Below are 24,832 nucleotides of genomic sequence, written 5' to 3' on the forward strand. Positions count from 1 at the left end.
CCCATGGAGCTGGATAACCTGATCCCTTCCCGCCGCGAGTTGCTCAAGCTCGGTGCGCTGTTCAGCCTCGCCGGTGCCGCGCCCCTGCTGGCCATGCAGAAGGCGCGCGCCGCGGTCGATCCGGATGCGCCGGTGCGCATCGGCTACCTGCCGATCACCGATGCCACGCCGTTGCTGGTGGCGCATGCCAACGGCCTGTTCGAGGCCCACGGGTTGAAGGCGGAGAAACCGGTGCTGCTGCGCAGTTGGTCGCAGTTGATCGAGGCGTTCCTCGCGGGGCAGATCAACGTGGTCCACCTGCTCTCGCCGATGACCGTTTGGGCCCGCTACGGCAGCCAGGCGCCGGCCAAGGTGGTGGCCTGGAACCACGTGGGCGGCTCCGCCATCACCGTCTCGCCGGACATCCTCGAGCCGCGCCAACTGGCCGGCAAGCACGTCGCCATTCCGTTCTGGTACTCCATCCACAACGTCATGCTGCAGTACTTGCTGCGCGAGAATGGGCTCACCCCGGTGAGCCTGGGCGCGACCGGTAAACCGGCGGCCAACGAGGTCAACCTGGTGGTGATGGCGCCGGCGGACATGCTCCCAGCGCTGGCCTCCAAGCGCATCGCCGGCTTCACAGCCGCCGAGCCGTTCAACGCCCAGGGCGAGGCGCTCAAGGTCGGCCGCGTGCTGCGTTTCACCGGCGACATGTGGCGCGACCATGCCTGCTGCGTGGTGTACATGCACGAGCGTGACCTGAACGAACGCCCCGAGTGGTCGCAGAAGGTGGTGGACGCGATGGTCGAGGCACAGCTGTGGAGCCAGAACAACCGCGAGCAGACCGCGCAAATCCTCTCCAAGGAAGGCGAGCAGAAGTACATGCCGTTTCCCGAGGCGGTGTTGCGCCGGGTGCTGGCGCCGGAGGCCGACGACTGGGCGCGCTACGCCAGCGACGGCGCGGCGCAGCGCATGGGCGAATGGAAGGAGAAGCGCATCGACTTCCAGCCCTATCCCTACCCGACCTATACCGAGGAGCTGGTGAAGCTGCTCAAGGTCACCCTGATGGAGGGCAACAACGCCTTCCTGCCGGGGCTCGACCCGCAGTTCGTCGCCCAGGATCTGGTCGACGACCGCTTCGTCAAAGCGGCGCTGGAAAAGGTCGGCGGGCTGGGTGCCTTCGGATTCCCGGAAGGTTACAGCCGCAGTGAAGCGATCGGCGCCTGATGAACAGACACCTGCTTTCCTGGGCCTTTGGCCTGGGTGGTCTGCTGGCGCTGTTCGGCCTCTGGGCGCTGGCCGCCTGGCGGGTCGCGGACGATCCTCTATTGGGTCAGTTCGCCCCGCTGCCGACCCTGCGCACGCTGGGCGAGCTGCTGAGCGGCAGCGATCTCTGGCAACACGTGCTGCTCAGCCTCAAGCGCATCGCCGTCGGCCTCGGCCTGGCGCTGTTCGCTGGGGTGCCGACCGGTCTGCTGGTCGGCAGCTTCCAGCGGGTGGAGTGGGCGACCACGCCGGTCTTCCAGTTCCTGCGGATGATCTCGCCGCTGTCCTGGATGCCGTTGGCGGTGATGTTGCTGGGGGTGGGCGATGCGCCGATCTACTTCCTGCTGGCGTTCGCCGCAGTATGGCCGATCATGCTCAACACCGCCGCCGGGGTGAAGGCGCTCGACCCGCGCTGGTTGCAACTGACCCGCAGCCTGTCGGCGACGCGCCTGGAGACCCTGCGCCACGTGATCGTGCCCGGCGTGCTCGGCCACGTGCTCACCGGCGTACGCCTGGCGATCGGCATTCTCTGGATCGTCCTGGTGCCCTGCGAGATGCTCGGCGTCAGCGCCGGCCTGGGCTATTTCATCCTCGATACCCGCGATCGTCTGGCCTACTCGGAACTGATGGCGGTGGTGCTGCTGATCGGCGTGCTCGGCTTCTGCCTGGACGCCGCGGCCCGTGCGCTGTACCGGCGCGTCGTGCATGCCTGAGTGACGCAAAAAAAAGCCGCCCATCCTGGGATGGGCGGCCTGTGGCGTCAGGGCATCTGCGGCAGTTCCTGCGGGCGCAGGTCGAACACCAGCAGTTCGGCGTCCACGCCGTTGCTGAAGGTCAGCTCGCCGACGTCGCGCAGACGCACGCCGTCGCCTGCCTCGAGGCTCTCACCGTTCAGGCTCACGCTACCGCGCACCACGTGTACGTAGGCGTAGCGCTGTTCGGGCAGGCTCAGCGTGGCGCTTTCCTCGCCATCGAAGAGTCCGGCATAGACGCGTGCGTCCTGGCGAATCCGTAGCGAGTTCTGCTGCCCGTCGGGCGAGAGGATCAGCGCCAGCTTGCCGCGTTTTTCCTCGTTGGAGAAATGCCGCTGCTGGTAGGTGGGCTCGACGCCGATGCGATCCGGGATGATCCAGATCTGCAGAAAATGCACGCCTTCGTGCTGCGAGTGGTTGAACTCGCTGTGCGCCACGCCGCTACCGGCGCTCATGATCTGCACGTCACCGGGCACGATTACCGAGCCGGTGCCCATGCTGTCCTTGTGCTCCAGGGCGCCCTCGAGCACGTAGGAGAAAATCTCCATGTCATGGTGCGGATGGGTGCCGAAGCCTTGCCCCGGAGTGACGCGATCGTCGTTGATCACGCGCAGGTCGGAAAAGCCGATCTGCCGCGGGTTGTAGTAGTGGCCGAAGGAAAAGGTGTGGCGCGAGGATAGCCAGCCATGGTTGGCGACCCCGCGAGCGCTGGATTTGATGGTATCGAGCATGAGGGTTCTCCTGGCTAAGCCCGGCCGCGATCAGGCAGCCGAGCGATCGTGAGTCGTTCAGTGCTGCGCCTGGCGTCGTGCATCCAGGCTGAAGGCACCCGCGCCGAAGGCCGCGACTTGCAGCAGGCCGCCGGCAATCGAGACGTTCTTGAAGAAGTTGATGAACTGCATCTGGTCGCCCAGGTTGGCGTGGAAGACGAACGCCGTGACCAGGGTGAAGGCGGCCATCGCCAGCGCGACCAGTCGGGTGCGGTAGCCGACCAGCAGGGCCAGGGCGAAACCGATCTCGACCACCAGGGCGCCCAGGTAGGCGAGGTCGACCAGCGGCAGGCCGCTGGCGGCGATGTAGGCCTTGGTGGCGGCCGGGGCGGTCAGTTTGCTGAAGCCGCTGATCAGAAACAGGGCGCTGAGCAGGGCTCGGCCGCTGAGTGCGGTGGTGTCGATGAATTTGCTGTTCATGGGGTGAGGCTCCGTGGGCATGGGCTAGGTATCGTCGGCGGGTTGTTCGCTGACCGTGGAAATAGGTTAGTGTCGCCAAGTAGAAGGAAAAACCATCTGATAGACGTAGAACCGTCAACATTGGGTAGACAATGAGCCAGCTCGAAGACATGCGTATCTTCATCGCCACCCTGGAGGCGCAGAGCTTTACGGCAGCGGCCGAGAAGCTTGGCCTGTCCAAGCAGTTCGTCAGCAAGCGAGTGATGGCGCTGGAGGCGCGCCTGGGTGTGCGCCTGCTGATCCGCACCACGCGCAAGTTGCGGCCGACCGACCTGGGGTTGGCGTATTTCGAGCAGATGCGCGAACTGATACGACAGATCGACGAAGCGGAGCAGGCCATCGCCCAGCAGAATGCTTCGCCGCGTGGCCTGCTGCGCATCAGCGCGCCGATGTCCTTCGGCACGCTGCACCTGGGGCCGCTGTTGCCGGGCTTTCTGCTGGCGCACCCGGAGATACGCCTGGAGATGGAACTCAGCGACCGTACCGTCGACCTGGTGGGGGAGGGCTATGACATGGGGGTGCGCATCGGCGTGCTGGCGGATTCCAGCCTGATCGCCCGGCGCATCACGGCGGTGCAGATTCGCTTATGCGCGAGCCCCGACTACCTGGCGCGGCGTGGCGTGCCCGCCAGCCTCGCCGAGGTGCGCGAGCACGACTGCGTGCTCTACGGCCACAGCAAGCAGGTGGAGTGGGTGTTCCAGCAGCAGGGCCGGCGGGAAAGCCTGGCGGTCAGCGGCCGCCTGCGCGCGAACAATGGCGAACTGGTGCGTGACGCGGCGCTGGCCGGGCTGGGCCTGGCCTACCTGCCGACCTTCATCGTCGGCGAAGCCCTCGCCGAGGGGCGGTTGGTCAGCGTTCTGGAGGATTGCTGCCCGCCGCCCGCGGCGGTCTACGCGGTCTATCCACAGCACCGGCAGACCTCGCTCGCGGTACACGCCTTCGTCGACTTCCTGCGTTCGAGCTTTGCCGCGCCGAGCCGGGGCGTGCCGCAGGGATTCTAGGGTCTGTTGACGCTTCGTTCACGGCCGCGCCGGTGCCTGCTTTGGCGCGAGACAAGGCGCGAGTCGCAGGGCTTACCGGGGTAAGTCCAAGACGAGCAACGCCGTATCGCGCCAAAGCAGGCACCGGCCCGAAGGGTTGTGCCAGAAATGGCCTGCGCTGTCGTTGCAGGCTTTGCCAAGGGAATAACCATTGGCTTGCAGCCTACGCCTAACCGCAGGCCATTTCTGGCGACAACGCGGCTCGCGAACGAAGCGTCAACAGACCCTAGGTGATGCTGACCTGCAACGTGCCGACCCCCTCGATGCCGCCAGCTAGCCGCTGACCGGGCTCGACCGCGCCGACCCCGGCGGGGGTGCCGGTCATGATCAGGTCGCCGGGCTCCAGGGCGAACAGCGCCGAGAGGTGCGCGATGACCTCGGCGACGCTCCAGATCTGCTCGCCCAGGTCGCCTTCCTGGCGGCGTGCGCCGTCGATGTCCAGCCAGATGCGGCCTGTTTGCGGATGGCCGATCTCGCTCGCCGGCCGCAGCGCCGAGCAGGGTGCGGCGTGGTCGAAGGCCTTTGCAACGGCCCAGGGACGGCCCATTTTCTTGGCCTGCGCCTGCAGGTCGCGGCGCGTCATGTCCAGGCCCACGGCATAGCCATAGACATGTTCCAGGGCCCGATCAGCAGGGATGTCGACACCGCCGCAGCCGATCGCCACCACCAGTTCGATCTCGTGATGCACGCTTTCGCTGGCCGGCGGGTAGGGGAACTCGCCGCCATCGGCGAGCAGGCTGTCGGGGTGTTTGGTGAAGAAGAACGGCGGCTCGCGGTCCGGGTCGTGGCCCATCTCGCGGGCGTGGTCGGCGTAGTTGCGGCCCACGCAGTAGACCCTGCGTACCGGAAAACGCTGCGGGCTACCGGCAATGGCCAGGCTGGGAATGCTCGGGGTGAAGAGGTATTCGGTGCTCATGAAAACTCCCGGGTCGGGCGTCCGGCGGGGCGGACGCGCGGTCTCATTTGGATTGCGGGATCACGGCGCGGCTGCCACGGCCACGCAGGAAGTCGAAATCGCAGCCGTCGTCGGCCTGGGTGATGCTGTCGAGGAACAGCTTGCGATAGCCGCGCTCGTCGCCTTCGCGGGGCTCGGGCAGTTGCAGTTCCTGGCGGCGCCGCGCCAGTTCCTCGTCGCTCACCTGCAACTGCAGGCTGCGCTGCTGCACGCTCAGGCGCAGGCGGTCGCCGCTGCGTACCAGGGCCAGCGGGCCGCCTTCGGCGGATTCCGGGGTGACGTGGAGGATGATGGTGCCGGCGGCGGTGCCGCTCATGCGGCCGTCGGAGATGCGCACCATGTCCTTCACGCCGGCGCGGGCGAGTTTGCGTGGGATCGGGATGTAGCCGGCCTCGGGCATGCCGGGCGCTCCCTTGGGCCCGATGTTCTTGAGCACCAGGACGTCATCGGCCTGCACGTCCAGGTCCGGATCGTCGATGCGCTCGGCGAGGTCCTCGAGGCCGTCGAAGACCACCACGCGCCCCTCGTGCTCCATCAGCTCGGGGCTCGCTGCGGACTGCTTGATGATCGCCCCGCCCGGCGCGATGTTTCCGCGCAGGAAGGCGATGCCGCCCTGGGGATAGATGGGGTTGTCCAGCGGTCGCACCACGTCCTGGGGGAAGGGCGCGATGTCGTCCAGTTCCTCACCGAGGGTGCGTCCGGTGACGGTCAGCGCATCCAGGTGCAGGAACGGCCGCAGCTCGCGCAGCACCGGGGCCAGGCCGCCGGCCTTGTGCAGGTCTTCCATGTAGTGCGTGCCGGAAGGCTTGAGGTTGACCAGTACCGGGATCTCGCGGCCCAACTGGTCGAAGCGCTCCAGGTCGATGTGTACGCCGCAACGGCCGGCGATGGCCGTGAGGTGGATGATGGCGTTGGTCGAGCCACCGATCGCCAGCAACACCATCAGCGCGTTTTCGAAGGCCTTCTCGGTGAGGATGCGCTGCGGCGTCAGCCCGGCCTCGATCATCGCCACCGCCTGGGCGCCGGTGCGCTCGGCGGTGCGGATGCGCGCGGCGGTGACCGCCGGTGGAGTGGCGCCGCCGGGCAGCATGATACCCAGCGCCTCGGCGATGCAGGCCATGGTGCTGGCGGTGCCCATCACCGAGCAGGTGCCGACGCTGGCGACCAGTTGGTCGTTGACCTCGGTGATTTCCTGGGTGTCGATCTCCTCGCCGCGGTACATGCCCCAGAAGCGCCGGCAATCGGTGCAGGCGCCGACGCGCACGCCGCGATGGGCGCCGGTGAGCATCGAGCCGCTGACCAGTTGGATCGCCGGCACGCCGGCGCTGGCGGCGCCCATCAGCTGGGCCGGCACGGTCTTGTCGCAGCCGCCGATGAGGACCACGGCGTCGATCGGCAGGGCGCGGATCATCTCCTCGGTATCCATCGACATGAGGTTGCGCAGGAACATGCTGTTGGGGTGCGCGAAGCTCTCGTGAATGGAGATGGTGGGGAAGTCCACCGGCAGCCCACCGGCGAGCATCACGCCGCGCTTGACCGCCTCGATCAGCTGCGGAGCGTTGCCATGGCAGGGGTTGAAGCCACTGCCGGTATTGGTGATGCCGACGATGGGCCGCGACAGGGCATCGTCGGTGTAGCCGGCGCCCTTGATGAAGGCCTTGCGCAGGAACAGTGAGAATTCCGCGTCGCCATAGTTGGTCAGTCCCTTGCGCATGCCGCGCGGGGCGTCGTCGTGGTTGCCGTTGTGCTTGTTGTTGTTCACGGGCGTTACCTCTCGATCGCTGGAAGGGGCGGCGTACCGCCCCCGTTGGATGGCGGGGCTCGAGCCTCAGCCGGGAGATTCGGGTGCCGGTCCGGAACTGGCACGCACGACCAGCTCGGTGGTGACCTCGACCGGCCCCAGGTGGGGTTTGCCGGCGAGGGCGTCGAGCAGATAGGCGCCGGCGCGGGCGCCGATCTGCTCCAGCTCGACACGGGTGGTGGTCAGTGGCGGGGACAGGTGACGGGCATAGTCGAAGTCGTTGAAGCCGACCACCGAGACATCCTCGGGGACGCGTACGCCGAGGTTCCTGGCCGCCAACAGGGCGCCGAAGGCGAGCAGGTCGTTGGCGCAGATCACCGCGCTGGGGCGTTCCTCGCCGCGCATCAGGTGCTGCATCGCAGCGATGCCGTGCTCCAGCGACAGGCTGATCTGCATGAACCACTGCTCGGGAATTTCCAGGCCCGCCTCGGCGAGCCGTTCGCGGGTACCGATGACACGGTCGCCGACACGGTCGTTGAAGTGCGGTTCGTTGACCAGCATGGCGAAGCGCCGGTGGCCGAGGTCGAGCAGGTGCTCGACCATGCGCCGGGATACCGCCACGTTGTCGAAGCCGACGCTCGGGCGCTGTTCGTCCTGGGTCCAGGCCTGCACGCAGGGGATGCCCTTGTTGTCGATCATCTGCCACATCTTCGCGTCGTGGGTGCGGCCGACCAGCAGCAGGGCGTCCACGCCGTGTTCGAGCATGGTCTGCACCTCCTTGAGCTCGACCTGCTCGTCGAAGCCGAAGCTGGCCACCAGCAGGGTGTAGCCGGCCTTGTGCACGGTCTGCTGGAACGCCGCCAGCGGGCGCGAGAAGGTCTCCGTGGCCAGCGTCGGCACCACTGCACCGATGGTCATGCTGCGCCGCGAGGACAGTGTGCGGGCGGCGGCGTTGAGCACGTAGCCCAGCTCCTCGCAGGCGCGCTGCACTGCCTGGCGCTTGTCGTCGCGCACCGCGGCACTGCCATTGAGCACGCGTGATACGGTGGCGGTGGACACCCCGGCGCGACGCGCCACGTCGCGTAGACCGGTGCGGGAGATCAGGCTGGGGGCGGTCGAAACGGGCTGGTTCATTGCGCTCTTCGTCTGTACCGTTCGGGATCGGCTGTTGACATAAGGAAAAACCAGAACTAGCTTTTTGTAAACGGTTACATCGCATTCGGATGCAATCGATGGCGAATCGAAGCGGCTTTCTCGACTCGCCGGATGTCTCTAGAGAGGAGCTTTGCGCTGGATATGTAACCGGTTACTTGGCTGTTCGCAGCCCGATCCACTGCCTGACAACAAGGAAAACAAGATGGCTGTCATTCGTTCCATTTCCGTCTGCGCGGCGCGCGTGCCGCTGGACCGGGTCACGTCCTTCTCCAATCGCACCGTGCATGCGCGTGACTACGGCCTGGTCAAGGTCACCTCCGAAGACGGCGTCAGCGGCATCGGTTTCTGCTACGTCGGCAGCGCCGGTGGTGAGTTGCTGCCGATTGCCGTGGAAAAGCTGCTGGCGCCGGTGCTGCTCGGGCGTGACTCCCTGGACGTCGAGGCGCTGTGGCGCGAGATGTACCAGGAGGCCCTGCTGCAGGGCCGTGCCGGCGTGGTGATGCGCGCCATCAGCATCCTCGACACCGCCCTCTGGGATCTCAATGCACGCAGTGCCGGCTTGCCGCTGCATCGCTACCTGGGCGCCGCCAGCGCCGACCGCGTGCTGGCCTACGCCAGCGGTGGCTACTACCTCGACGGCAAGACGCCCGAACTGCTGGGCGAGGAGATGGCGCACTACGTCTCCCTCGGTTTCAAGGCGGTGAAGATGAAGACCGGGCGCCTCTCGCCCAAGGAGGAAGAAGCCCGCGTCGCTGCGGCGCGCGAGGCCATCGGCCCCGACGTGGACCTGATGCTCGACGTCAACAACGGCTGGAGCGACGTCACCGAGGCGCTGCAGTACGTGCGTCGCTTCGAGCGCTACAACCCGGCCTTCGTCGAGGAGCCGTTCCTGGTCGATGACATCGACAGCCATGCACGCCTGGCCCGCGCCACGCCTATCCCGGTGGCCACCGGCGAGGTGGAGGTCGGTCGCTGGCGTCACAAGGAGCTGCTCGACAAGGGCGGCGCGGCGATCCTGCAGACCGACGCGGTGGTGTGCGGCGGCATCACCGAATGGCGGCGCATCGCCGCGATGGCCGCCGGCTACGGCGTGCCCATGTATCCGCACTGGTTCCACGACGTGCATGCGCCGCTGGTGGCGGCCACGCCTAACGCGCGCTACGTGGAGTTCTTCTGGGACGATCAGGTGCTCAACTTCCGCCGCCTGATCACCCGTCAACTGCAACAAGAAGGGGGCTACATCAAGCTGCACACGGAGCCGGGCCTGGGCTTCGATTTCGATGAACAGGCCGTGGCGCGTTATTCGATCACGGCGTCGGGTGGACCCTGGCAGGAGCTTCGCAAAGGCCACTGATCGCGACACGACGCCTTTCTCGTCGCCTGGGCATCCGCCGGGGCGACGGCGCGAACGCCGGTGCGTGCCGGCGTCGACAAACCAACAAGAAAAACGGAGTCAGCGCAATGAAAATCAACAAGAAACTGTCCGCTGTCATGCTCGCCGCCGCCACCGCGGCTTCCTTTTCCCTCGCCGCCCACGCGGAGTACGTCGCCGGTGACGAGATCACCGTGCTGCAGGGCTTCAAGCCCGGTGGTGGCAGCGACGTTCTCGCGCAATTGACCCAGCCGTACCTGAGCAAGTCGCTGGGCGTGAACCTGATCAACGAATACATCCCTGGCGCTACCGGCGCCATCGCCTGGACGCGCCTGGCCAAGCAGTCGAAGAAGGATGGCACGGTGATCAGCATCACCAACACGCCGATGCTGATGACCAACTACATCATGAACAAGGCCATCACCTACAACATCGATGAGCTGACGCCCATCGCCAATGTGGTGACCGACCCGGGCATCGCCGTGGTGGCCAAGGACAGCCCCTACAAGACCATCGAGGACCTCTTCGCCGCCGCCAAGGAGAAACCCGGGCGGGTGACCGTGGGCAACTCCGGCGTGGGCGGCGACGACTTCTTCACCACCTTGCTGGTGGAAAAGGCCACCGGCCTGTCGCTGAAGAAGGTGCCGTTCCAGGGTGACGGTCCGTCCGCCACCGCGGCCATGGGCAACAAGATCGACGTCAGCTTCAACAACGTCGGCACCGTCTACAGCCAGGTTCGCAGCGGCAACCTGCGTGCCCTGGCGGTGTTCTCCGAGAAGCGCATCGACGATCTGCCCGACGTGCCGACCCTCAAGGAAAAGGGCATCGACGTGGTTGCCGGTTCCTCGCGTGGCTACAGCGCGCCGGCCGGCATACCCGACGAGGCGCGCAAGCAACTGATCGCGGCCTTCGAGGCGCTGCGCAACGATCCGGCCTTCCTCGCCGATGCCAAGAAGCGCGCGCTGAACATCGACATCGTTACCGGCGATGAATACGGCGCGATGTTCAAGCGCATGGAGACGGAGTTCGAGGGCATCTGGAAGGACGTCTCGGACAAGCAGTGATCGACTCCCAGGGGAAGCATCCATGAACAAGTACAGGTTGCTGCTCGGGCTCTTCGGAATCGCCCTTGCTGCGTTGTTTTTCGTCAATGCCCGGCACTACCCGGCAGCGGCGGCGGAAATGCCGATGATCTACTCGGTGGGCCTGGCGCTGCTGTCGCTGGCGATGTGTGCCAGCGAACTGCGGCGACATGCGCTCAGCCGCGGCGAGGCGGCCGCGGCGGCCGAGGGTACGGGTCTGCGCCCGCGCTATCTGGCCACCGCCGCGGTGTTCATCCTGGCGATCGCCTACGTGGCGACCATCGACACCTTGGGATACCTGGTCTCGACCGTGCTGTTCATGGCCTCGGCGCTGCTGGTGATCCGCGCGGTGTCGATCCCCTTCGCGCTGCTCGGTACCGCCGCGCTGGTCGCGGTGGTTTGCCTGGTCTTCGTGCAGTTCCTCGGCTTGCCCGTACCGCTGCTGCCGCCGGCGATCTCCTGATCGCCGTCTCTTCCACGCTTTCTCGAAGGGGCATTTCCCGTGGAAAGTTCGATCGTCATGACGGGGTTGAGCAACGTCTTCACCCTGTACAACATCGCCGCCATTCTTGGCGGCACGCTGCTGGGGCTGTTCGTCGGCGCCATGCCGGGGCTCTCGGCGACCATGGCGCTCGCGCTGTTGTTGCCGTTGACCTTCAGCATGGACACCGCCACCGGACTGAGCATGCTCGCCTCGCTCTACGTCGGTGCCTCCTACGGCGGTTCGATCGCCGCCATCCTGCTGCGCACGCCGGGTACGCCGTCGGCGGCAGCCACCGTGCTCGACGGCTTCCCGATGTCGCAGCAGGGCAAGGCCGGCAAGGCGCTGGGCATCTCGCTGATGGCGTCCTTCATCGGCGGTACTTTGAGTGGCTTCGCGCTGCTGCTGGCGGCGCCGCTGCTGGGTAGCATCGTGGTGCAGTTCGGTCCCATCGAGCTGTTCGCCATCGCGGTGCTGGGTATCACCATCATCGGTTCGCTGGCCCAGGGCTCGGTGATCAACGGGCTGTTTTCCGGCGGCATCGGGCTGCTGATCAGTACCGTGGGCATGGACCTGACCACCGGCACGCCGAGGATGACCTTCGACAACATCAACCTGTTCTCCGGCATCAGCTTCACGGTGGCGTTGATCGGGTTGTTCTCGATTCCCCAGGCGCTGTCGCTGATCGAGCACTCCAACGCGCCGGCCAAGGTGGCCAGTCGCATCACCGACCGCCTGCTGCCGCGTTTCAGCGAGCTGCGCGGACTGATGCCGAACATCCTGCGCTCGAGCGGCATCGGCATCATCGTCGGGCTGATCCCCGGCACCGGCGGCGATACCGCGAGCTGGTTCGCCTATAACGAGGCACGCCGCTTCGCCCGCGACAAGAGCCGCTTCGGCCAGGGCGAGCCCGCCGGGGTGGCGGCCCCGGAGGCGGCGAACAACGCGGTGGTCGGCGGTGCGCTGATCCCCACTATCGCCCTCGGCATTCCGGGGAGTTCGGCCACCGCGATCCTGCTCGGGGCGCTGATGGTGCAGGGCATCCTGCCCGGGCCGAACCTGCTCACCGACTATGGCGATGTCACCTATACCCTGATCTGGGCGGTGATCTTCGCCAACATCGGTCTGTTGCTGGTGGGGCTGATGTTCACCAAGGCCAGCGTCATGGTGACGCGCATTCCCGACGGTTTCGTCGCCTGCGCGATCATCGCCCTGTGCATCGTCGGCGCCTATGCGATCAACAACAGCCTGTTCGATGTGAGCCTGATGCTCGGCTTCGGCCTGTTCGGCTACTGGCTGGCGAAAGCCGGCGTGTCGCCGGCGCCGATGGTCATCGGGCTGATCCTCGGGCCGGTGATGGAGAACGGTTTCCACCAGTCGATGCTGATCGGCGACGGCGACTACCGGATCTTCCTCTCCAGCCCGATCGCGGTGGTGCTGCTGTGCCTGGCGGCCTTTTCCATTCTGCAGGCCACCCCATTGTTCCGCTGGATGTTCACCTCGTTGCGCCGCCGCGGCCAGGCGGCCTGAACCCCCGGAGCCGCTCGCGGCTGCGGGCGGCCACCCATTTTCAGAGGAGAAGCACATGTCTCAAACCACGGGTCGCGTCTGGTCTCCGGTCATCACCCCCTTCGCCGAAGACCTTGCGACGGACGCGCCGCGCTTCGTCGCGCAGTGCCGCTGGCTGCTCGACAACGATGTCGGGCTGGCGGTCTTCGGTACCAATTCCGAGGCCAACTCGCTCTCGGTCGATGAGAAGAAACACCTGCTGGATGCGCTGGTCGACGCCGGCCTGCCCGCGGCGCGGCTGATGCCGGGCACCGGCGCCTGCGCGCTGCCCGATGCGGTGGCGTTGACGCGCCATGCGGTACGCAAGGGCGTGGAGGGCGTGCTGATGCTGCCGCCGTTCTACTACAAGGGCGTCTCCGACGAGGGGCTGTTCCGCTACTTCGCCGAAGTCATCGAAGGCGTGGGTGACGAGAACCTGCGCATCTATCTCTATCACATCCCGCCGGTGTCCCAGGTCGGCCTGTCGCTGGGGCTGATCGAGCGCCTGCTGGCGGCCTACCCGCGCCAGGTGGTGGGTGTGAAGGACAGCTCCGGCGACTGGAGCAATACCCAGGCGATGATCGATGCCTTCGCCGCGGACGGCTTCCAGGTCTATGCCGGTAGCGAGCATTTCCTGCTGCAGACCTTGCGTGCCGGCGGCGCCGGTTGCATCAGCGCCACGGCCAACGTCAACCCCGCGCCGATCGCCGCACTGGCCCGGCACTGGCAGTCGAGCGACGCCGATGCGCGACAGGCGGCGTTGACCGCCACGCGGCAGATCTTCGAGCGTTTCCCGATGATCCCGGCCCTCAAGGCCGCGGCCGCTCGCTACAGCGACCGGGCGCAGTGGGGACAGGTGCGTCCGCCGCTGGTAGCGCTCGACCAGGCCCAGCGCGACGCGTTGTATGCGGCACTGGACGCCGCCGCCTTCGACATGCCGGGGCTCGCCCATGGCTGAGGCGCCACGCCAGCGCGTGCTGGCCCTGCGGCGGCTCAAGGAGCCGCAACTGCGGCGCCTGCGCGAGCACTTCGAGGTGGACTATTTCGAAGTGCCCGAAGCGGAGCCCGAGGCTGTTGCCAGTGCCCTGAAACAGGCCCACGGGTTGATCGGCGGCAAGCTCCAGGTGAGTCCGGCGCTGCTCGACCAGGCGCCCTGCCTGGAGGTCATCGCCACGCTCTCGGTGGGCTACGACAACTTCCCGGTCGCCGAGTTGGAGCGTCGCGGCATCCTCCTGTGCAATACCCCCGACGTGCTCACCGAGACCACCGCGGACACCGGCTTCATGCTGATCATGGCCAGCGCCCGGCGGCTGGTGGAACTGTCCTGCATGGTGCGCGAGGGGCGCTGGAGCGGCCACGTGGGCGAGCCGCACTACGGGCGCGACGTTCACGGCAAGACCCTCGGGCTGGTCGGCCTGGGGCGCATCGGCCAGGCCATCGCCCGACGTGCGCTCGGCTTCGGCATGCGGGTGATCTACAGCAACGCCTCGCCCAAGCCGGAGCTGGAAGCACAGTGGGGGATCGAGCGGCGCGCGTTCGAGGCACTGCTGGGCGAGGCGGACTTCGTCTGCCTGACCGTTCCGCTGAGCGAGCAGACCCGCCACCTGATCGGCTATGCGCAATGCCGGGCGATGAAGCCCAGCGCGTTCCTGATCAACATCGCCCGCGGCCAGGTGGTGGACGAGGCGGGCTTGATCCGTGCGCTCGACGAGGGCCTCATCGCCGGTGCCGGGCTCGATGTGTTCGAGCGCGAGCCGCTGCCCACCGACTCGCCGCTCTTGCGCATGGACAACGTCGTGGCCCTGCCGCATATCGGCTCGGCAACCCACGAGACCCGTGAGGCGATGGCCGAGCGCGCGGTACTCAATCTGTGCCAGGCGCTGCGCGGCGAACGCCCGCAGGACCTGGTCAATCCCGGAGCCTGGCCGTTGCGTCGGGCTCTGCAACCCAGTTAGGACTCGATGCATGCCAGGGACCCATTCGCGACGCTTGGCGTCGATCCTCAACCTGCACGACCTGGAGCGCATCGCTCCGCGGCTGTTGCCGCGACCGCTGCATGGTTACATCGCCAATACGGCGGAGGACGGACATACCGCCCGTGCCAACCGCAGCGCCTTCGACGACTACGTGTTCCTGCCTCGCGCGCTGGTCGACGTGTCGCAGATTTCCCTGGAGTGCGAGCTGTTCGGCGAACGTTATGCGCTGCCGTTCGGTATCGCGCCGATGGGCATCAGTGCGCTGTCGGCCTACCGTGGCGACCTGGTGCAGGCGCGCGCCGCAGCGGCGGCCGGGATTCCGATGATCCTCAGCGGCAGCTCGCTGATTCCCATGGAGCAGGTGCGTCAGGAGGGGCGTACCGACTGGTTCCAGGCCTACCTGCCGGGCGATGAGGCGGGCATCGAGGCGCTGATCGCACGGGTGCGCAAGGCGGGCTTCGAGAAGCTGGTGATTACCGTCGATTACCCGGTGCCACCCAATAGCGACAACAACCGACGCTCGGGCTTCCAGTCGCCGCTGCGACCGAGCCTGCGCCTGGCCTGGGACGGCTTGCTGCGCCCGCGCTGGCTGGTCGGCACCTTCCTGCGCACGCTGCTCAGCCATGGCGTGCCGCATTTCGAGAACAACTACGCGCAGCGCGGTGTAGCGATGCTCTCGCGCAACGTGCAGCGCGATTTCTCCGGGCGCAGCCACCTGAGCTGGCGTTATCTGGAACTGGTGCGCCGCCTGTGGCCGGGCAAGTTGGTAGTCAAGGGCATCCTGCATCCGGCGGATGCGCAACGGGCCGGCGAGTGCGGTGCGGACGGGCTGATCGTCTCCAACCACGGCGGCCGCCAGCTGGATGGCGCGATCTCCAGCCTGCGCGCGCTGCCGGCGGTGCTAGAGGCGGCCGATGGGCTGCCGGTGATGGTGGACAGCGGTTTCCGCCGCGGCACCGACGTGCTCAAGGCGCTGGCGCTGGGCGCGCGCATGGTATTCATCGGTCGGCCGTTCAACTATGCGGCGGCCTATGCCGGGGAGGCGGGCGTCAGCCACGCCATCGCCTTGCTCGCCGCCGAGTTGCAACGGGACATGGCGTTGCTCGGTGTGACCCACCTGGATGCGCTGGGGCCAGAGTGTCTGGCGGCCAACGCCTGAGGGCGGGACGGCCCCGGTCGGGTGGTCGGGGCCGCTGCCGTGCTAGAGGATGCTCAGCGGATACTCGATGAAGGCGCGGATCTCATTGAGGTCCGCGCCAACGTCGTTGCCGGCACGGTAGACGGAGTTGCGCAGGCGCATGGACAGGTCCTTGGCCGGGCCGTTCTGCACGGTGTAACTGACCTGGTTGAAGATCTCCCGCTCGCTGCCACCGCTGCCGCTACCGGTGTCGATGTTGTCGCCGCGCACATAGGCGAACTTGTAGCGCAGGCCGGGCACGCCGTAGTCGCTGAAGTCGAGCTCGTAGCTGGCTTGCCAGGAGCGCTCGTCCTTGAGGTTGAAGTCCGAGTAGTAGGAGTTGGCCAGATAGATGCTGCCGCCGCCATCGCCGTAGTCATAGGCGAAGCCGGCATCGCCGCTGTTGCGCTGGTGCGCGAGGATCAGCGCGTGGGGGCCGAAACTGTAGCGCGCCGCCAGGCTCCAGATGGTGTTGCGATCGCCGTTGCCATCGCCACCGAAGTCGAGGGCGGCGCTGGAGCCGTCGTCATACTTGGTGTGGTAGACGTTGAAGTCGAGGTTCAGCGCCTGCTGTTCGCTAAGGACTAGGTTGTAGTTGGCGTTGCCGTAGTAGCGCCGGTACTCGTCCTCGATATCCGAGTGGTACAGCGCCATGCTGAGGTCGTCGTTGAAGCTGTAGCTGGCGCCGAACACGTCGATGCGCTTTAGGCGGTTGCTGTCGCGCGCGGCATCGCCCATCGGGCTGTTGGCGGTGAAGCGCCCGGCATTGATTTCCAGGCCTTCGATCTCGCGACTGGTGACCAGCGTGCCGGTGAAGGACTCGGGCAGCAGACGGCTGTCGTCATGGGCCAGCACCGGCAGGGTGGGGAACTGGTTACCGTAGCGGATCACCGTGTCGGAAACCCGCAGCTTCACCGCCGCGCCGGCCTGGGACAGGTCGTCCACCGGATGGCCATCGCTGTCGGTGTCGAAGAAGGCGCTGTAGTTGCGTCCGCGGCCGCTGTCGAGCTTGACCCCGACCAGGCCGAAGGCGTCGACGCCGAAGCCTACGGTGCCCTGGGTGAAACCGGATTCGAAGGTGCTGATCAGGCCCTGGCCCCAAACCTTGGCGTCGGCCCGGCCGTCCCCGTAATCGCGGTTGAAGTAGGCATTGCGCAGCAGTAGGTCGAGGCTGGCGTCCTCGATGAATCCGTTGGACTGCGACTGACTGCTGGCCTGTGCCAGCGGGGTGCCGAGCGCTAGGCTGCAGGCCACCGCGAGAAGGTGCTTTTGCATGGATGCTCCGTGGGTCGTTATCGGTTGTCGTCGGCGCGAGTCTTCGCTCGTCGCCCGCGTCCTAGAGGACCTGCAACAGTTAACAGGCGAGCTTTCGCCAGACCATTCAGTCCGATCGATACCGCCTATCGATACGTTCGATGGGGAATTTGCCGCTCGGGGCGTTAGGCTTTGCGGCGATGAAGTTTCATGGGGCGGCACCTCCGACGCTGTCCCTGCTCCGCTTCATCTCCTTTGGTTGAGGAACGCTTGGCCGCACGCTCCCCCGTGCGGCCTCTTTTTATGTGGGCGATGAAAAACCAGGCGACAGGCTGTGACCGTGTCGCTTCCCGCGTGGGCAGGTTCTGGCTCTAATGCCGGGGGAGAGGGGAGCCGCTCAGTTATCGCGTTCGGCGCGGCGACGCTGGCGCTGGCGCCAGCTGCGGCTGACCCAGTGGCGCCAGTAGAACATGGTGCCCAGGTAGCCCAGCGCGGAGAACACCAGGCCGGTCACCAGCGAGCCGAGCAGCAGCGGTTGCCAGAGCGCATGCAGGCGCTGGCCGATCCAGGCTGCGGTGATCTCTTCCGGCATGTGCATCGGCGGTACGCCGAGCAGCCAGGCACCGAGCTTGTAGGTGCAGTAGAACACCGGCGGCATGGTCAGCGGATTGGTCAGCCAGACCAGCCCGACGGAAATCGGCAGGTTGGCGCGCAGCGGAATCGCCAGGGCCGCGGCCAGCAGCATCTGCATCGGCATCGGCATGAAGGCGGCGAACAGGCCGATGGCCATCGCCCGGGCTACCGAGTGGCGATTCAGGTGCAGCAGGTTCGGGTCATCGAGCAGCCGGCCCAGAAAGCGCAGCGACTTGTTGCCGCGGATGCGATCGGGATGCGGCATGTAACGCTTGATGAAACGGCGCGGCATGAAGGCTCTCGGAAAATCAGAGGCCAGTATTATGCCTTGATTGCGTCGGCCTCGCTGCGTCCGTGCGGCAGTCTGTCGTCACAGGAGGTTACGTCGTGCGTACAGGGATGTTCGCATTGGTCGCCGGCCTGCTGGCACTGCGCTGGTTGCCGGCGCTGCCGGGAGGCACAGGGTGGATCGTTCTGCTGGGAGTGGCGGCATTCGCCAGCTGGCGTCGCTGGCCGGGCCCAGCGCTGTTCGCCGTGGGCCTGGCCTGGGCTTGCCTGAACGCCCAGTGGGCGTTGGACGAGCGCCTCGATCCGACGCTTGACGGCCGCACCCTGTGGTTGGAGGGCGTGGTCGCCGAGCTTCCCGAGCGTCACGCCGGGGTCACCCGTTTCCTGTTCGAGGATGCCGTGTCGCGCCGCGCGCAGGGGGTGCCCGGGCGCATGCGCCTCTCCTGGTACGGCGCGAAGCCGCTGCACGCGGGTGAGCGCTGGCGCCTGGCGGTGACGCTGCGAGTGCCGCAGGGGTTGCGCAATCCCCAGGCGTTTGACTACGAGGCCTGGTTGCTCGGCCAGGGCATCGGCGCCAGCGGTACGGTGAAGGCGGGGCGCCGGCTGGCCGAGGGCAGGGGACTCGCGCGCTGGCGCGATGATCTTCAGCAGCGTCTGGCACAGGTGCCGGCGGCGGGGCGTCAGGCGGTGCTGACGGCGCTGGTGCTCGGTTCGGGCGCAGGGCTCACGCGTGACGACTGGCGGTTGCTGCAGGATACCGGCACGGTGCACCTGATGGTCATTTCCGGGCAGCACATCGGCCTGCTGGCGGGGGTGGTCTACCTGCTGGTTGCCGGTCTGGCGCGGTGTGGGTGTTGGCCGGCGCGGCTGCCCTGGCTGCCCTGCGCCTGTGCTCTGGCGCTGCTCATGGCGCTTGGCTACGGCGCGCTGGCCGGCTTCGGGGTGCCGGTACGGCGGGCCTGCCTGATGCTGGCCGCGGTGCTGATCTGGCGCCTGCGCTTTCGCCGCCTGCCGCTGTCCACGGCCTTGCTGGCGGCGCTGGCGCTGGTCCTGCTGGGTGATCCTCTGGCCAGTCTGCAGCCGGGGCTGTGGCTGTCCTTCGGTGCGGTGGCGGTGCTCGCCCTGGCCTTCGCCGGGCGCCTGGGTGTCGGGCCGCGCTGGAAGGTCGTACTGCGCGCGCAGTTGGCGGTGGCGGTCGGGCTGCTGCCGGCGATGATCGCCCTGGGCCTGCCGGTAAGCCTGAGCGCGCCCCTGGCCAATCTGCTGGCGGTGCCCTGGGTGAGCCTGCTGCTGGTACCGCTGTCGCTTCTGGGAGCCGCGCTCTTGCCGCTGGGTGCGCCGGGCGAGTGGCTGCTGTGGTTGGCGGGTCTGGCTGCCGAGGGGCTGTTCGTCGTACTTGCGTACCTGGCCAGTTGGGCGCCGGCCTGGATTCCCGCTGATGTGCCGCCCTGGGCGGTGCTGCTCGGGCTGCTTGGCGCCGGCCTGCTGTTGTTGCCGGCGGGCGCAGGGTTGCGTTGGCTGGGGGCGCCGCTGCTGTTGCCGCTGCTGCTGCCGGTGGGCTCGCGGCCGGCCTGGGGCGAAGCCGAGGTCTGGATGTTCGATGTTGGCCAGGGGCTCTCGGTGCTGGTGCGCACCCGCGAGCATGCGCTGCTCTACGATGCCGGTCCGCTGCTCGGCGATTTCGACATCGGCGAGCGGGTGGTGCTGCCGTCGCTGCGTGCGCTGGGTGTCGCTCGTCTCGACCTGCTGGTGCTCAGCCATGCGGACAACGACCACGCCGGCGGTGCGCCGGGCATCCAGCAGCGCATGCCGGTGGCGCGGGTGCTCAGCGGAGAGGCCGCGGCGCTGCCGATATCCCTGGGTGCGCAGGCCTGTCGCCAGGGCGAACGCTGGGCGTGGGATGGCGTGGAGTTGCAGAGCCTGTTCTGGGAAGGGGGCAAGGAGGGCAATGCGGCGTCTTGCGTGCTGCGGGTGCGTTCGGCGGCGGGCCAGGCGCTGCTGCTGACGGGGGATATCGACGTGCGCGCCGAGGCTGGCTTGATCGCCCAGGGCGCCGAGTTGCGCGCCGACTGGCTGGTGGCGCCGCACCACGGTAGTCGCACCTCCTCCAGTGCCGCGCTGCTGGCCGCTACCGCCGCGCATACGGCGCTGGTTTCGCGAGGGCGTCACAACGCATTCGGGCATCCCCATCCCGAGGTCCTGGCGCGCTATCGCGGCGCCGGCATGCAGGTGCTCGATACCGCTGAACGGGGTGCGCTGCGCGTGCGCCTGGGGGCACGCGATGAGGCGCTGAGCGATACCTCCAGAGGGCACTTCTGGGATCGCCGCTAGCCGCGAGGGCAGCGCGTCCTGGCTGTGCTAGAGTGGCGCGATCTTGCGGGGGAGCGATACGTCGTGTGGGAGCTGGTGAAATCCGGCGGCTGGATCATGCTGCCGATCATTCTGTGTTCTATCGCCGCGCTGGGCATCGTCGCCGAGCGTTTGTGGACCTTGCGTCCGGCGCGGGTCGCGCCGCCGCAGTTGCTGGCTCAGGTCTGGCAACTGATGCAGGAGCGCAAGCTGAACAACGAGCGCCTGCGCGAGCTGCGTAGCGGTTCGCCGCTGGGGCAGGTGCTCGCTGCCGGGCTGGCCAATGCCCGGCACGGCCGGGAGATCATGAAGGAGTGCATCGAGGAGGCCGCCGCGCGGGTGATCGGCGAGCTGGAGCGTTACCTCAATGCACTGGGCACCATCGCTGCAATCGCGCCGTTGCTCGGTCTGCTCGGCACCGTGCTGGGGATGATCCAGATCTTCGGTGGCTTCGTCGACGGTGGCATGGCGCAGGCGCCGATGCTCGCCGGCGGCATCTCCAAGGCACTGATCACCACGGCTGCGGGGCTCTTCGTGGGCATCCCCGCGCTGTTCTTCCATCGCTTCCTGCAGCGCCGCGTCGACGAGTTGGTGCTGAGCATGGAGCAGGAGTCGATCAAGCTGGTGGAGGTGCTGCAGGGCGATCGCGAGGTCGAGCCCGGCGAGGCGCGTCCATGAAGTTTCGCCGCAAGCCGCGGCCACCGGTGGAAATCAACCTGGCACCGCTGATCGATGTGGTGTTCATCCTGCTGCTGTTCTTCGTAGTCAGCACGACCTTCACTCGCGAGACCCGCTTGCAGGTGGAACTTCCGGAGGCCGTCAGCGGCGAACCGCCGCGCGACACCGCGCTGCAGCAGGTCGAGATCACCATCGCCGCCGACGGCAGCTACCTGGTGGATGGCCGGCCGCTGGCGCGCAGCGATCTGGCGACCTTGCAGGCGGCGCTGGAGCAGGTCTCGAAGGGTGACAACAGCTTGCCGCTGGTGATCAGCGCGGATGGCCGTGCGACTCACCAGGCGGTGATCACCGCGATGGATGCGGCCGGTCGCCTGGGCTTCTCGCACCTGCGTATCAGCACCCTCGAGGCACCGGCGAATCCCTGATGGCCTTTTCCGATCGATTGCTCGACGCTTGGTACCGCGGGCATCCCGCGCTGGCGCTACTGCGCCCGCTGGAGGCGCTCTATCGCCGCCTGGCGGCGCGCCGCCGCGAGGCCTTCGCCAGTGGCCGTCGCCCCTCCTATCGGGCGCCGATCCCGGTGCTGGTGGTAGGCAACATCACCGTAGGCGGAACCGGCAAGACGCCGTTCATTCTCTGGGCCATCGAGCATTGCCGGGCCCGCGGGCTGCGCGTGGGCGTGGTCAGCCGCGGCTATGGCGCACATCCCCCGAGCCTGCCGTGGCGCGTCGAGGCCGGGCAGAGCGCCGCGCAGGCCGGTGACGAACCGCTGCTGATCGTGCGCCGTAGCGGTGTGCCACTGGTGATCGATCCCGATCGTCCGCGTGCCGTGCAGGCGCTGATCGAACAGGAACCCCTCCTCGACCTGGTGCTATGCGACGACGGCCTGCAGCACTACCGCCTGCAGCGCGACCTGGAGCTGGTGCTGGTGGATGCCGCCCGTGGTCTGGGCAATCGCCGCTGCCTGCCCGCCGGACCCTTGCGCGAGCCTGCCGGGCGCCTGGATTCGGTGGACGCGGTGCTGCGCAACGGCGCCACGACGGATGCCGAGAACGGCTTCGCGCTGCAGTTGGCGCCGGCGGCGCTGGTGCGCGTGGCCGATGGCGAGCGCGTGCCACTCACGCATTTTCCCCCTGGCCAGGCGCTGCATGCGGTCGCGGGGATCGGCAACCCACGGCGTTTCTTCGCCACCCTCGAAGGGTTAGACTGGCGGCCCATTGCGCACCCGTTCGCCGACCACGCCGAGTACCGTCCGGGGCAGTTCGATTTCTCCCCGCGGCTACCGCTGGTGATGACCGAGAAGGACGCGGTCAAGTGCCGTGACTTCGCGGGCGATGACTGGTGGTACCTGGCTGTCGATGCTCGGCCCTCGCCGGCATTCGTGGACTGGTTCGACGCGCGACTCACACAGCTGCTCGCCGCCCGGCGGGACAAGGACTGACATGGATACCAAACTGCTCGACATTCTCGCCTGCCCGCTGTGCAAGGGACCGCTGAAGGTCTCCGAGGACAAGCGCGAACTGATCTGCAAGGCCGACGCACTGGCCTTCCCCGTACGCGATGGCATTCCGGTGATGCTCGAGGGCGAAGCGCGCTCGCTGAACGTCGACGAGCGCCTGGATAAATGAGCGACTTCGTCGTCGTCATCCCCGCCCGCTATGCCTCCAGCCGTCTGCCCGGCAAGCCGCTGCAGGACATCGCCGGCAAGCCGATGGTGCAGCACGTCTGGGAGCGGGCCGGGGAAAGCGCGGCGAGCCGCGTGCTGGTGGCCACCGACGATGCGCGCATCCTCGAGGCCTGCGGCGAATTCGGCGCCGAGGCGCTGCTGACCCGTGCCGACCATGAGTCCGGCACCGACCGCCTGGCCGAGGTCGCCGCGAGCCTGGGGCTCGACGACGACGCCATCGTGGTCAACGTGCAGGGCGACGAACCGCTGATTCCGGCGAGCATCATCGACCAGGTCGCCGCCAACCTCGCGGCGCATCCGGAGGCGGCTATCGCCACCCTGGCCGAGCCGATCGAGAGCGCCGAGGCGCTGTTCAACCCCAACGTGGTCAAGGTCGTCAGTGATCACCAGGGCCTGGCGCTGACGTTTTCCCGCGCGCCGCTGCCCTGGGCTCGAGACGCCTTCGTCGAAGGGCGCGAGCAGCTGCCAGCCGGCGTACCGTTCCGTCGTCACATCGGTATCTACGCCTATCGCGCGGGATTCCTGCGGGACTTCGTCTCCTGGGGCCCGTGCTGGCTGGAGGAGTGCGAGCGCCTCGAGCAGCTGCGCGCGCTCTGGCATGGCGTGCGCATCCATGTCGCCGATGCCCTGCAAGCGCCGCCCCCGGGCGTCGATACGCCCGAGGACCTGGCTCGCGTCCGGCGTCTGCTGGGGGCCTGATGCGCATTCTCTTCGTCTGCCTGGGCAATATCTGTCGCTCGCCGACAGCCGAGGCCGTGTTGCGGCGTAAGGCGCAGCTGGCCGGTGTGGAGCTGGAAGTGGATTCGGCGGGCACCGGGCATTGGCATATCGGTGAGGCGCCGGACCCGCGTGCCGTCGAGTTCGCCGCGCGTCGTGGTTATGACCTGGCGCCCTTGCGTGGTCGCCAGGTGAGTGCCGAGGACTTCCAGCGTTTCGATCTGATCCTGGCGATGGACGTGGCGAACCTGCGTCATCTGCGCCAGTTGCGACCCGCCCAGGGCGGCGCGCACCTGGACTTGTATCTGCGCCATGTGGGCGAGTCCGGCGAGGACGTGCCCGATCCCTATTACGGCGGCGAGCAGGGCTTCGAACAGGTACTCGACCTGCTCGAACGCGCCAGCGACCGCCTGCTGCAGAGACTCAGCGCATGAGCCTGACGGTACGCGAGCAACATGACCTGACTGCGCTGAACAGCTTCGGCTTCCGCCTGCATGCGGCGCTCTACGCGGAGGCGGCGGACGCTGCCCAGGTACGTGAGGCGCAGGCTCTGGCGGCTGCACGCGGCTTGCCGTTGCGCCTGCTCGGCGGCGGTAGCAATCTGCTGCTGCTGGGCGATCAGCAGGCGCTGGTGCTGCGCATGAGTGGTCATGGCGTACGCCTGCTGGCCGAAGACGAGGGTCGCCTGCTGGTGCAGGCCGAGGCTGGCGAAGCCTGGCATCCCTTCGTTCGCCATTGCCTTGAGCAGGGCTGGTACGGCCTGGAAAACCTCAGCCTGATCCCGGGAACGGTAGGGGCTGCGCCGGTGCAGAACATCGGCGCCTATGGCGTTGAACTGGCCGACCGTTTCGCCGGCCTCGACGCACTGGATCTGCAGACGGGCGAGGAACGACGCTTCACGCTGGAGGAGTGCGCGTTCGGCTATCGTGACAGCCTGTTCAAGCATCAGGCCGGGCGCTGGGCGATCCTGCGCGTGCGCTTCCTGCTCTCGCGCACGCCGCAGTCGCGCCTGGACTATGCGCCACTGGCGCAGTTCTTCGAGGCCGCGGGTATCACCACGCCGACGCCGTTGCAGGTCAGCGAGGCGGTCTGCGCGATTCGTCGCGACAAACTGCCGGACCCCGCGCGGCTGGGCAACGCCGGGAGCTTCTTCAAGAATCCGACCCTGAGTGCCACCGAAGCGCAGCGCCTGCTCGACGCGCATCCGCGCCTGCCGGCCTATCCCCAGGCCGATGGCAGCGTCAAGGTCGCTGCCGGCTGGTTGATCGAGCAGGCGGGCTGGAAGGGCTTCCGCGAAGGCGATGCCGCCGTCCACCAATTGCAGGCCCTGGTGCTGGTCAACCATGGCCTGGCCACGGGCGCGCAGGTGTTGGGCCTGGCGCAACGGATCCAGGCCGACATCCAGCAGCGCTATGGCGTAAGCCTGGAAATCGAACCCAACGTCTTCTAGAGCCCGTGGCGTTTCGCTAAACG

General features: G+C 67.4%; 25 protein-coding genes. 18 read left to right on the forward strand and 7 right to left on the reverse strand.

Annotated features, from left to right (window positions below):
• Positions 1-3: 3 nt before the first annotated feature.
• Both ACYRGX_RS09540 and ACYRGX_RS09545 read left to right on the forward strand, forming a co-directional pair.
• The gene (locus ACYRGX_RS09540; protein WP_473056323.1) at positions 4-1,206 is read left to right on the forward strand and encodes an ABC transporter substrate-binding protein; all 1,203 of its coding nucleotides are present in this window, start codon (positions 4-6) and stop codon (positions 1,204-1,206) included.
• Positions 1,206-1,958, forward strand: coding sequence for an ABC transporter permease (locus ACYRGX_RS09545; RefSeq protein ID WP_473056324.1), 753 nt, complete (start codon positions 1,206-1,208; stop codon positions 1,956-1,958). The genes ACYRGX_RS09540 and ACYRGX_RS09545 overlap by 1 nt, the downstream gene beginning before the upstream one ends.
• Before the next feature lie 47 nt (positions 1,959-2,005).
• Here ACYRGX_RS09545 and ACYRGX_RS09550 read toward each other — a convergent pair whose 3' ends face one another.
• Both ACYRGX_RS09550 and ACYRGX_RS09555 read right to left on the reverse strand, forming a co-directional pair.
• Positions 2,006-2,728 carry a pirin family protein gene (locus ACYRGX_RS09550; protein ID WP_473056325.1) on the reverse strand — a complete coding sequence of 241 codons (723 nt, stop codon included), beginning with the start codon at positions 2,726-2,728 and terminating at the stop codon, positions 2,006-2,008.
• 57 nt (positions 2,729-2,785) lie between these two features.
• Positions 2,786-3,187, reverse strand: coding sequence for a DoxX family protein (locus ACYRGX_RS09555; protein WP_473056326.1), 402 nt, complete (start codon positions 3,185-3,187; stop codon positions 2,786-2,788).
• A 131-nt stretch (positions 3,188-3,318) separates the two neighbouring features.
• On the opposite strand from ACYRGX_RS09555, the gene ACYRGX_RS09560 reads away from it, so the two are divergent.
• Positions 3,319-4,227 carry a LysR family transcriptional regulator gene (locus ACYRGX_RS09560; RefSeq protein ID WP_473056327.1) on the forward strand — a complete coding sequence of 303 codons (909 nt, stop codon included), beginning with the start codon at positions 3,319-3,321 and terminating at the stop codon, positions 4,225-4,227.
• Between the two features lie 265 nt (positions 4,228-4,492).
• On the opposite strand, the gene ACYRGX_RS09565 is transcribed toward ACYRGX_RS09560, so the two are convergent.
• The 3 genes from ACYRGX_RS09565 to ACYRGX_RS09575 form a co-directional block, all read right to left on the reverse strand.
• Positions 4,493-5,182, reverse strand: coding sequence for a fumarylacetoacetate hydrolase family protein (locus ACYRGX_RS09565; RefSeq protein WP_473056328.1), 690 nt, complete (start codon positions 5,180-5,182; stop codon positions 4,493-4,495).
• Positions 5,183-5,225: 43 nt separating this feature from the next.
• Positions 5,226-6,935 carry an IlvD/Edd family dehydratase gene (locus ACYRGX_RS09570; RefSeq protein ID WP_473056664.1) on the reverse strand — a complete coding sequence of 570 codons (1,710 nt, stop codon included), beginning with the start codon at positions 6,933-6,935 and terminating at the stop codon, positions 5,226-5,228.
• A 114-nt stretch (positions 6,936-7,049) separates the two neighbouring features.
• A complete protein-coding gene (locus ACYRGX_RS09575) occupies positions 7,050-8,096 on the reverse strand; it encodes a LacI family DNA-binding transcriptional regulator (RefSeq protein WP_473056329.1) in 1,047 nt (348 codons plus the stop codon).
• A 223-nt stretch (positions 8,097-8,319) separates the two neighbouring features.
• On the opposite strand from ACYRGX_RS09575, the gene ACYRGX_RS09580 reads away from it, so the two are divergent.
• The 7 genes from ACYRGX_RS09580 to ACYRGX_RS09610 all read left to right on the forward strand — a co-directional run bounded on the left by ACYRGX_RS09580 (position 8,320) and on the right by ACYRGX_RS09610 (position 15,735).
• Positions 8,320-9,471, forward strand: coding sequence for a mandelate racemase/muconate lactonizing enzyme family protein (locus ACYRGX_RS09580; protein WP_473056330.1), 1,152 nt, complete (start codon positions 8,320-8,322; stop codon positions 9,469-9,471).
• A 107-nt stretch (positions 9,472-9,578) separates the two neighbouring features.
• Positions 9,579-10,553 (forward strand): tripartite tricarboxylate transporter substrate binding protein, encoded by a 975-nt coding sequence (locus ACYRGX_RS09585; protein WP_473056331.1) that lies wholly within the window; start codon positions 9,579-9,581, stop codon positions 10,551-10,553.
• A gap of 22 nt (positions 10,554-10,575) precedes the next feature.
• Positions 10,576-11,034, forward strand: a complete 459-nt coding sequence (locus ACYRGX_RS09590) for a tripartite tricarboxylate transporter TctB family protein (protein ID WP_473056332.1) — start codon at positions 10,576-10,578, stop codon at positions 11,032-11,034.
• Positions 11,035-11,073: 39 nt separating this feature from the next.
• The gene (locus ACYRGX_RS09595; protein WP_473056333.1) at positions 11,074-12,582 is read left to right on the forward strand and encodes a tripartite tricarboxylate transporter permease; all 1,509 of its coding nucleotides are present in this window, start codon (positions 11,074-11,076) and stop codon (positions 12,580-12,582) included.
• Positions 12,583-12,637: 55 nt separating this feature from the next.
• A complete protein-coding gene (locus tag ACYRGX_RS09600; protein ID WP_473056334.1) occupies positions 12,638-13,558 on the forward strand; it encodes a dihydrodipicolinate synthase family protein in 921 nt (306 codons plus the stop codon).
• The gene (locus ACYRGX_RS09605; protein ID WP_473056335.1) at positions 13,551-14,555 is read left to right on the forward strand and encodes a 2-hydroxyacid dehydrogenase; all 1,005 of its coding nucleotides are present in this window, start codon (positions 13,551-13,553) and stop codon (positions 14,553-14,555) included. Before ACYRGX_RS09600 ends, ACYRGX_RS09605 begins: the two co-directional genes overlap by 8 nt.
• A 10-nt stretch (positions 14,556-14,565) precedes the next feature.
• Positions 14,566-15,735 carry an alpha-hydroxy acid oxidase gene (locus ACYRGX_RS09610; protein ID WP_473056336.1) on the forward strand — a complete coding sequence of 390 codons (1,170 nt, stop codon included), beginning with the start codon at positions 14,566-14,568 and terminating at the stop codon, positions 15,733-15,735.
• Between the two features lie 42 nt (positions 15,736-15,777).
• Here ACYRGX_RS09610 and ACYRGX_RS09615 read toward each other — a convergent pair whose 3' ends face one another.
• Together ACYRGX_RS09615 and ACYRGX_RS09620 are read right to left on the reverse strand one after the other, a co-directional pair.
• Positions 15,778-17,028 (reverse strand): OprD family porin, encoded by a 1,251-nt coding sequence (locus ACYRGX_RS09615; protein WP_473056337.1) that lies wholly within the window; start codon positions 17,026-17,028, stop codon positions 15,778-15,780.
• 376 nt (positions 17,029-17,404) lie between these two features.
• Complete coding sequence (locus ACYRGX_RS09620; protein WP_473056338.1) at positions 17,405-17,932, reverse strand: DUF2062 domain-containing protein; 528 nt, start codon at positions 17,930-17,932, stop codon at positions 17,405-17,407.
• Positions 17,933-18,039: 107 nt separating this feature from the next.
• Here ACYRGX_RS09620 and ACYRGX_RS09625 point away from each other — a divergent pair, with 107 nt between their 5' ends.
• The 8 genes from ACYRGX_RS09625 (at position 18,040) to murB (ending at position 24,809) form a co-directional block, all read left to right on the forward strand.
• Positions 18,040-20,259 carry a DNA internalization-related competence protein ComEC/Rec2 gene (locus ACYRGX_RS09625; RefSeq protein WP_473056665.1) on the forward strand — a complete coding sequence of 740 codons (2,220 nt, stop codon included), beginning with the start codon at positions 18,040-18,042 and terminating at the stop codon, positions 20,257-20,259.
• Between the two features lie 63 nt (positions 20,260-20,322).
• Complete coding sequence (locus tag ACYRGX_RS09630; RefSeq protein WP_473056339.1) at positions 20,323-20,955, forward strand: MotA/TolQ/ExbB proton channel family protein; 633 nt, start codon at positions 20,323-20,325, stop codon at positions 20,953-20,955.
• Entirely contained in the window at positions 20,952-21,380 is a 429-nt protein-coding gene (locus ACYRGX_RS09635; protein ID WP_473056340.1) for an ExbD/TolR family protein, read from the forward strand. Before ACYRGX_RS09630 ends, ACYRGX_RS09635 begins: the two co-directional genes overlap by 4 nt.
• Positions 21,380-22,396, forward strand: a complete 1,017-nt coding sequence (lpxK, locus tag ACYRGX_RS09640; protein ID WP_473056341.1) for a tetraacyldisaccharide 4'-kinase — start codon at positions 21,380-21,382, stop codon at positions 22,394-22,396. The genes ACYRGX_RS09635 and lpxK overlap by 1 nt, the downstream gene beginning before the upstream one ends.
• Position 22,397: 1 nt before the next feature.
• Complete coding sequence (locus ACYRGX_RS09645; RefSeq protein ID WP_473056342.1) at positions 22,398-22,583, forward strand: Trm112 family protein; 186 nt, start codon at positions 22,398-22,400, stop codon at positions 22,581-22,583.
• On the forward strand, positions 22,580-23,341 hold the full coding sequence (gene kdsB, locus ACYRGX_RS09650; protein ID WP_473056343.1) for a 3-deoxy-manno-octulosonate cytidylyltransferase: 762 nt from the start codon (positions 22,580-22,582) through the stop codon (positions 23,339-23,341). The genes ACYRGX_RS09645 and kdsB overlap by 4 nt, the downstream gene beginning before the upstream one ends.
• Positions 23,341-23,793 carry a low molecular weight protein-tyrosine-phosphatase gene (locus tag ACYRGX_RS09655; protein WP_473056344.1) on the forward strand — a complete coding sequence of 151 codons (453 nt, stop codon included), beginning with the start codon at positions 23,341-23,343 and terminating at the stop codon, positions 23,791-23,793. The genes kdsB and ACYRGX_RS09655 overlap by 1 nt, the downstream gene beginning before the upstream one ends.
• Positions 23,790-24,809 (forward strand): UDP-N-acetylmuramate dehydrogenase, encoded by a 1,020-nt coding sequence (gene murB / locus ACYRGX_RS09660; protein WP_473056345.1) that lies wholly within the window; start codon positions 23,790-23,792, stop codon positions 24,807-24,809. The genes ACYRGX_RS09655 and murB overlap by 4 nt, the downstream gene beginning before the upstream one ends.
• Positions 24,810-24,832: the final 23 nt, after the last annotated feature.

The sequence above is a fragment of the Pseudomonas sp. R4-15 genome (assembly GCF_055768815.1).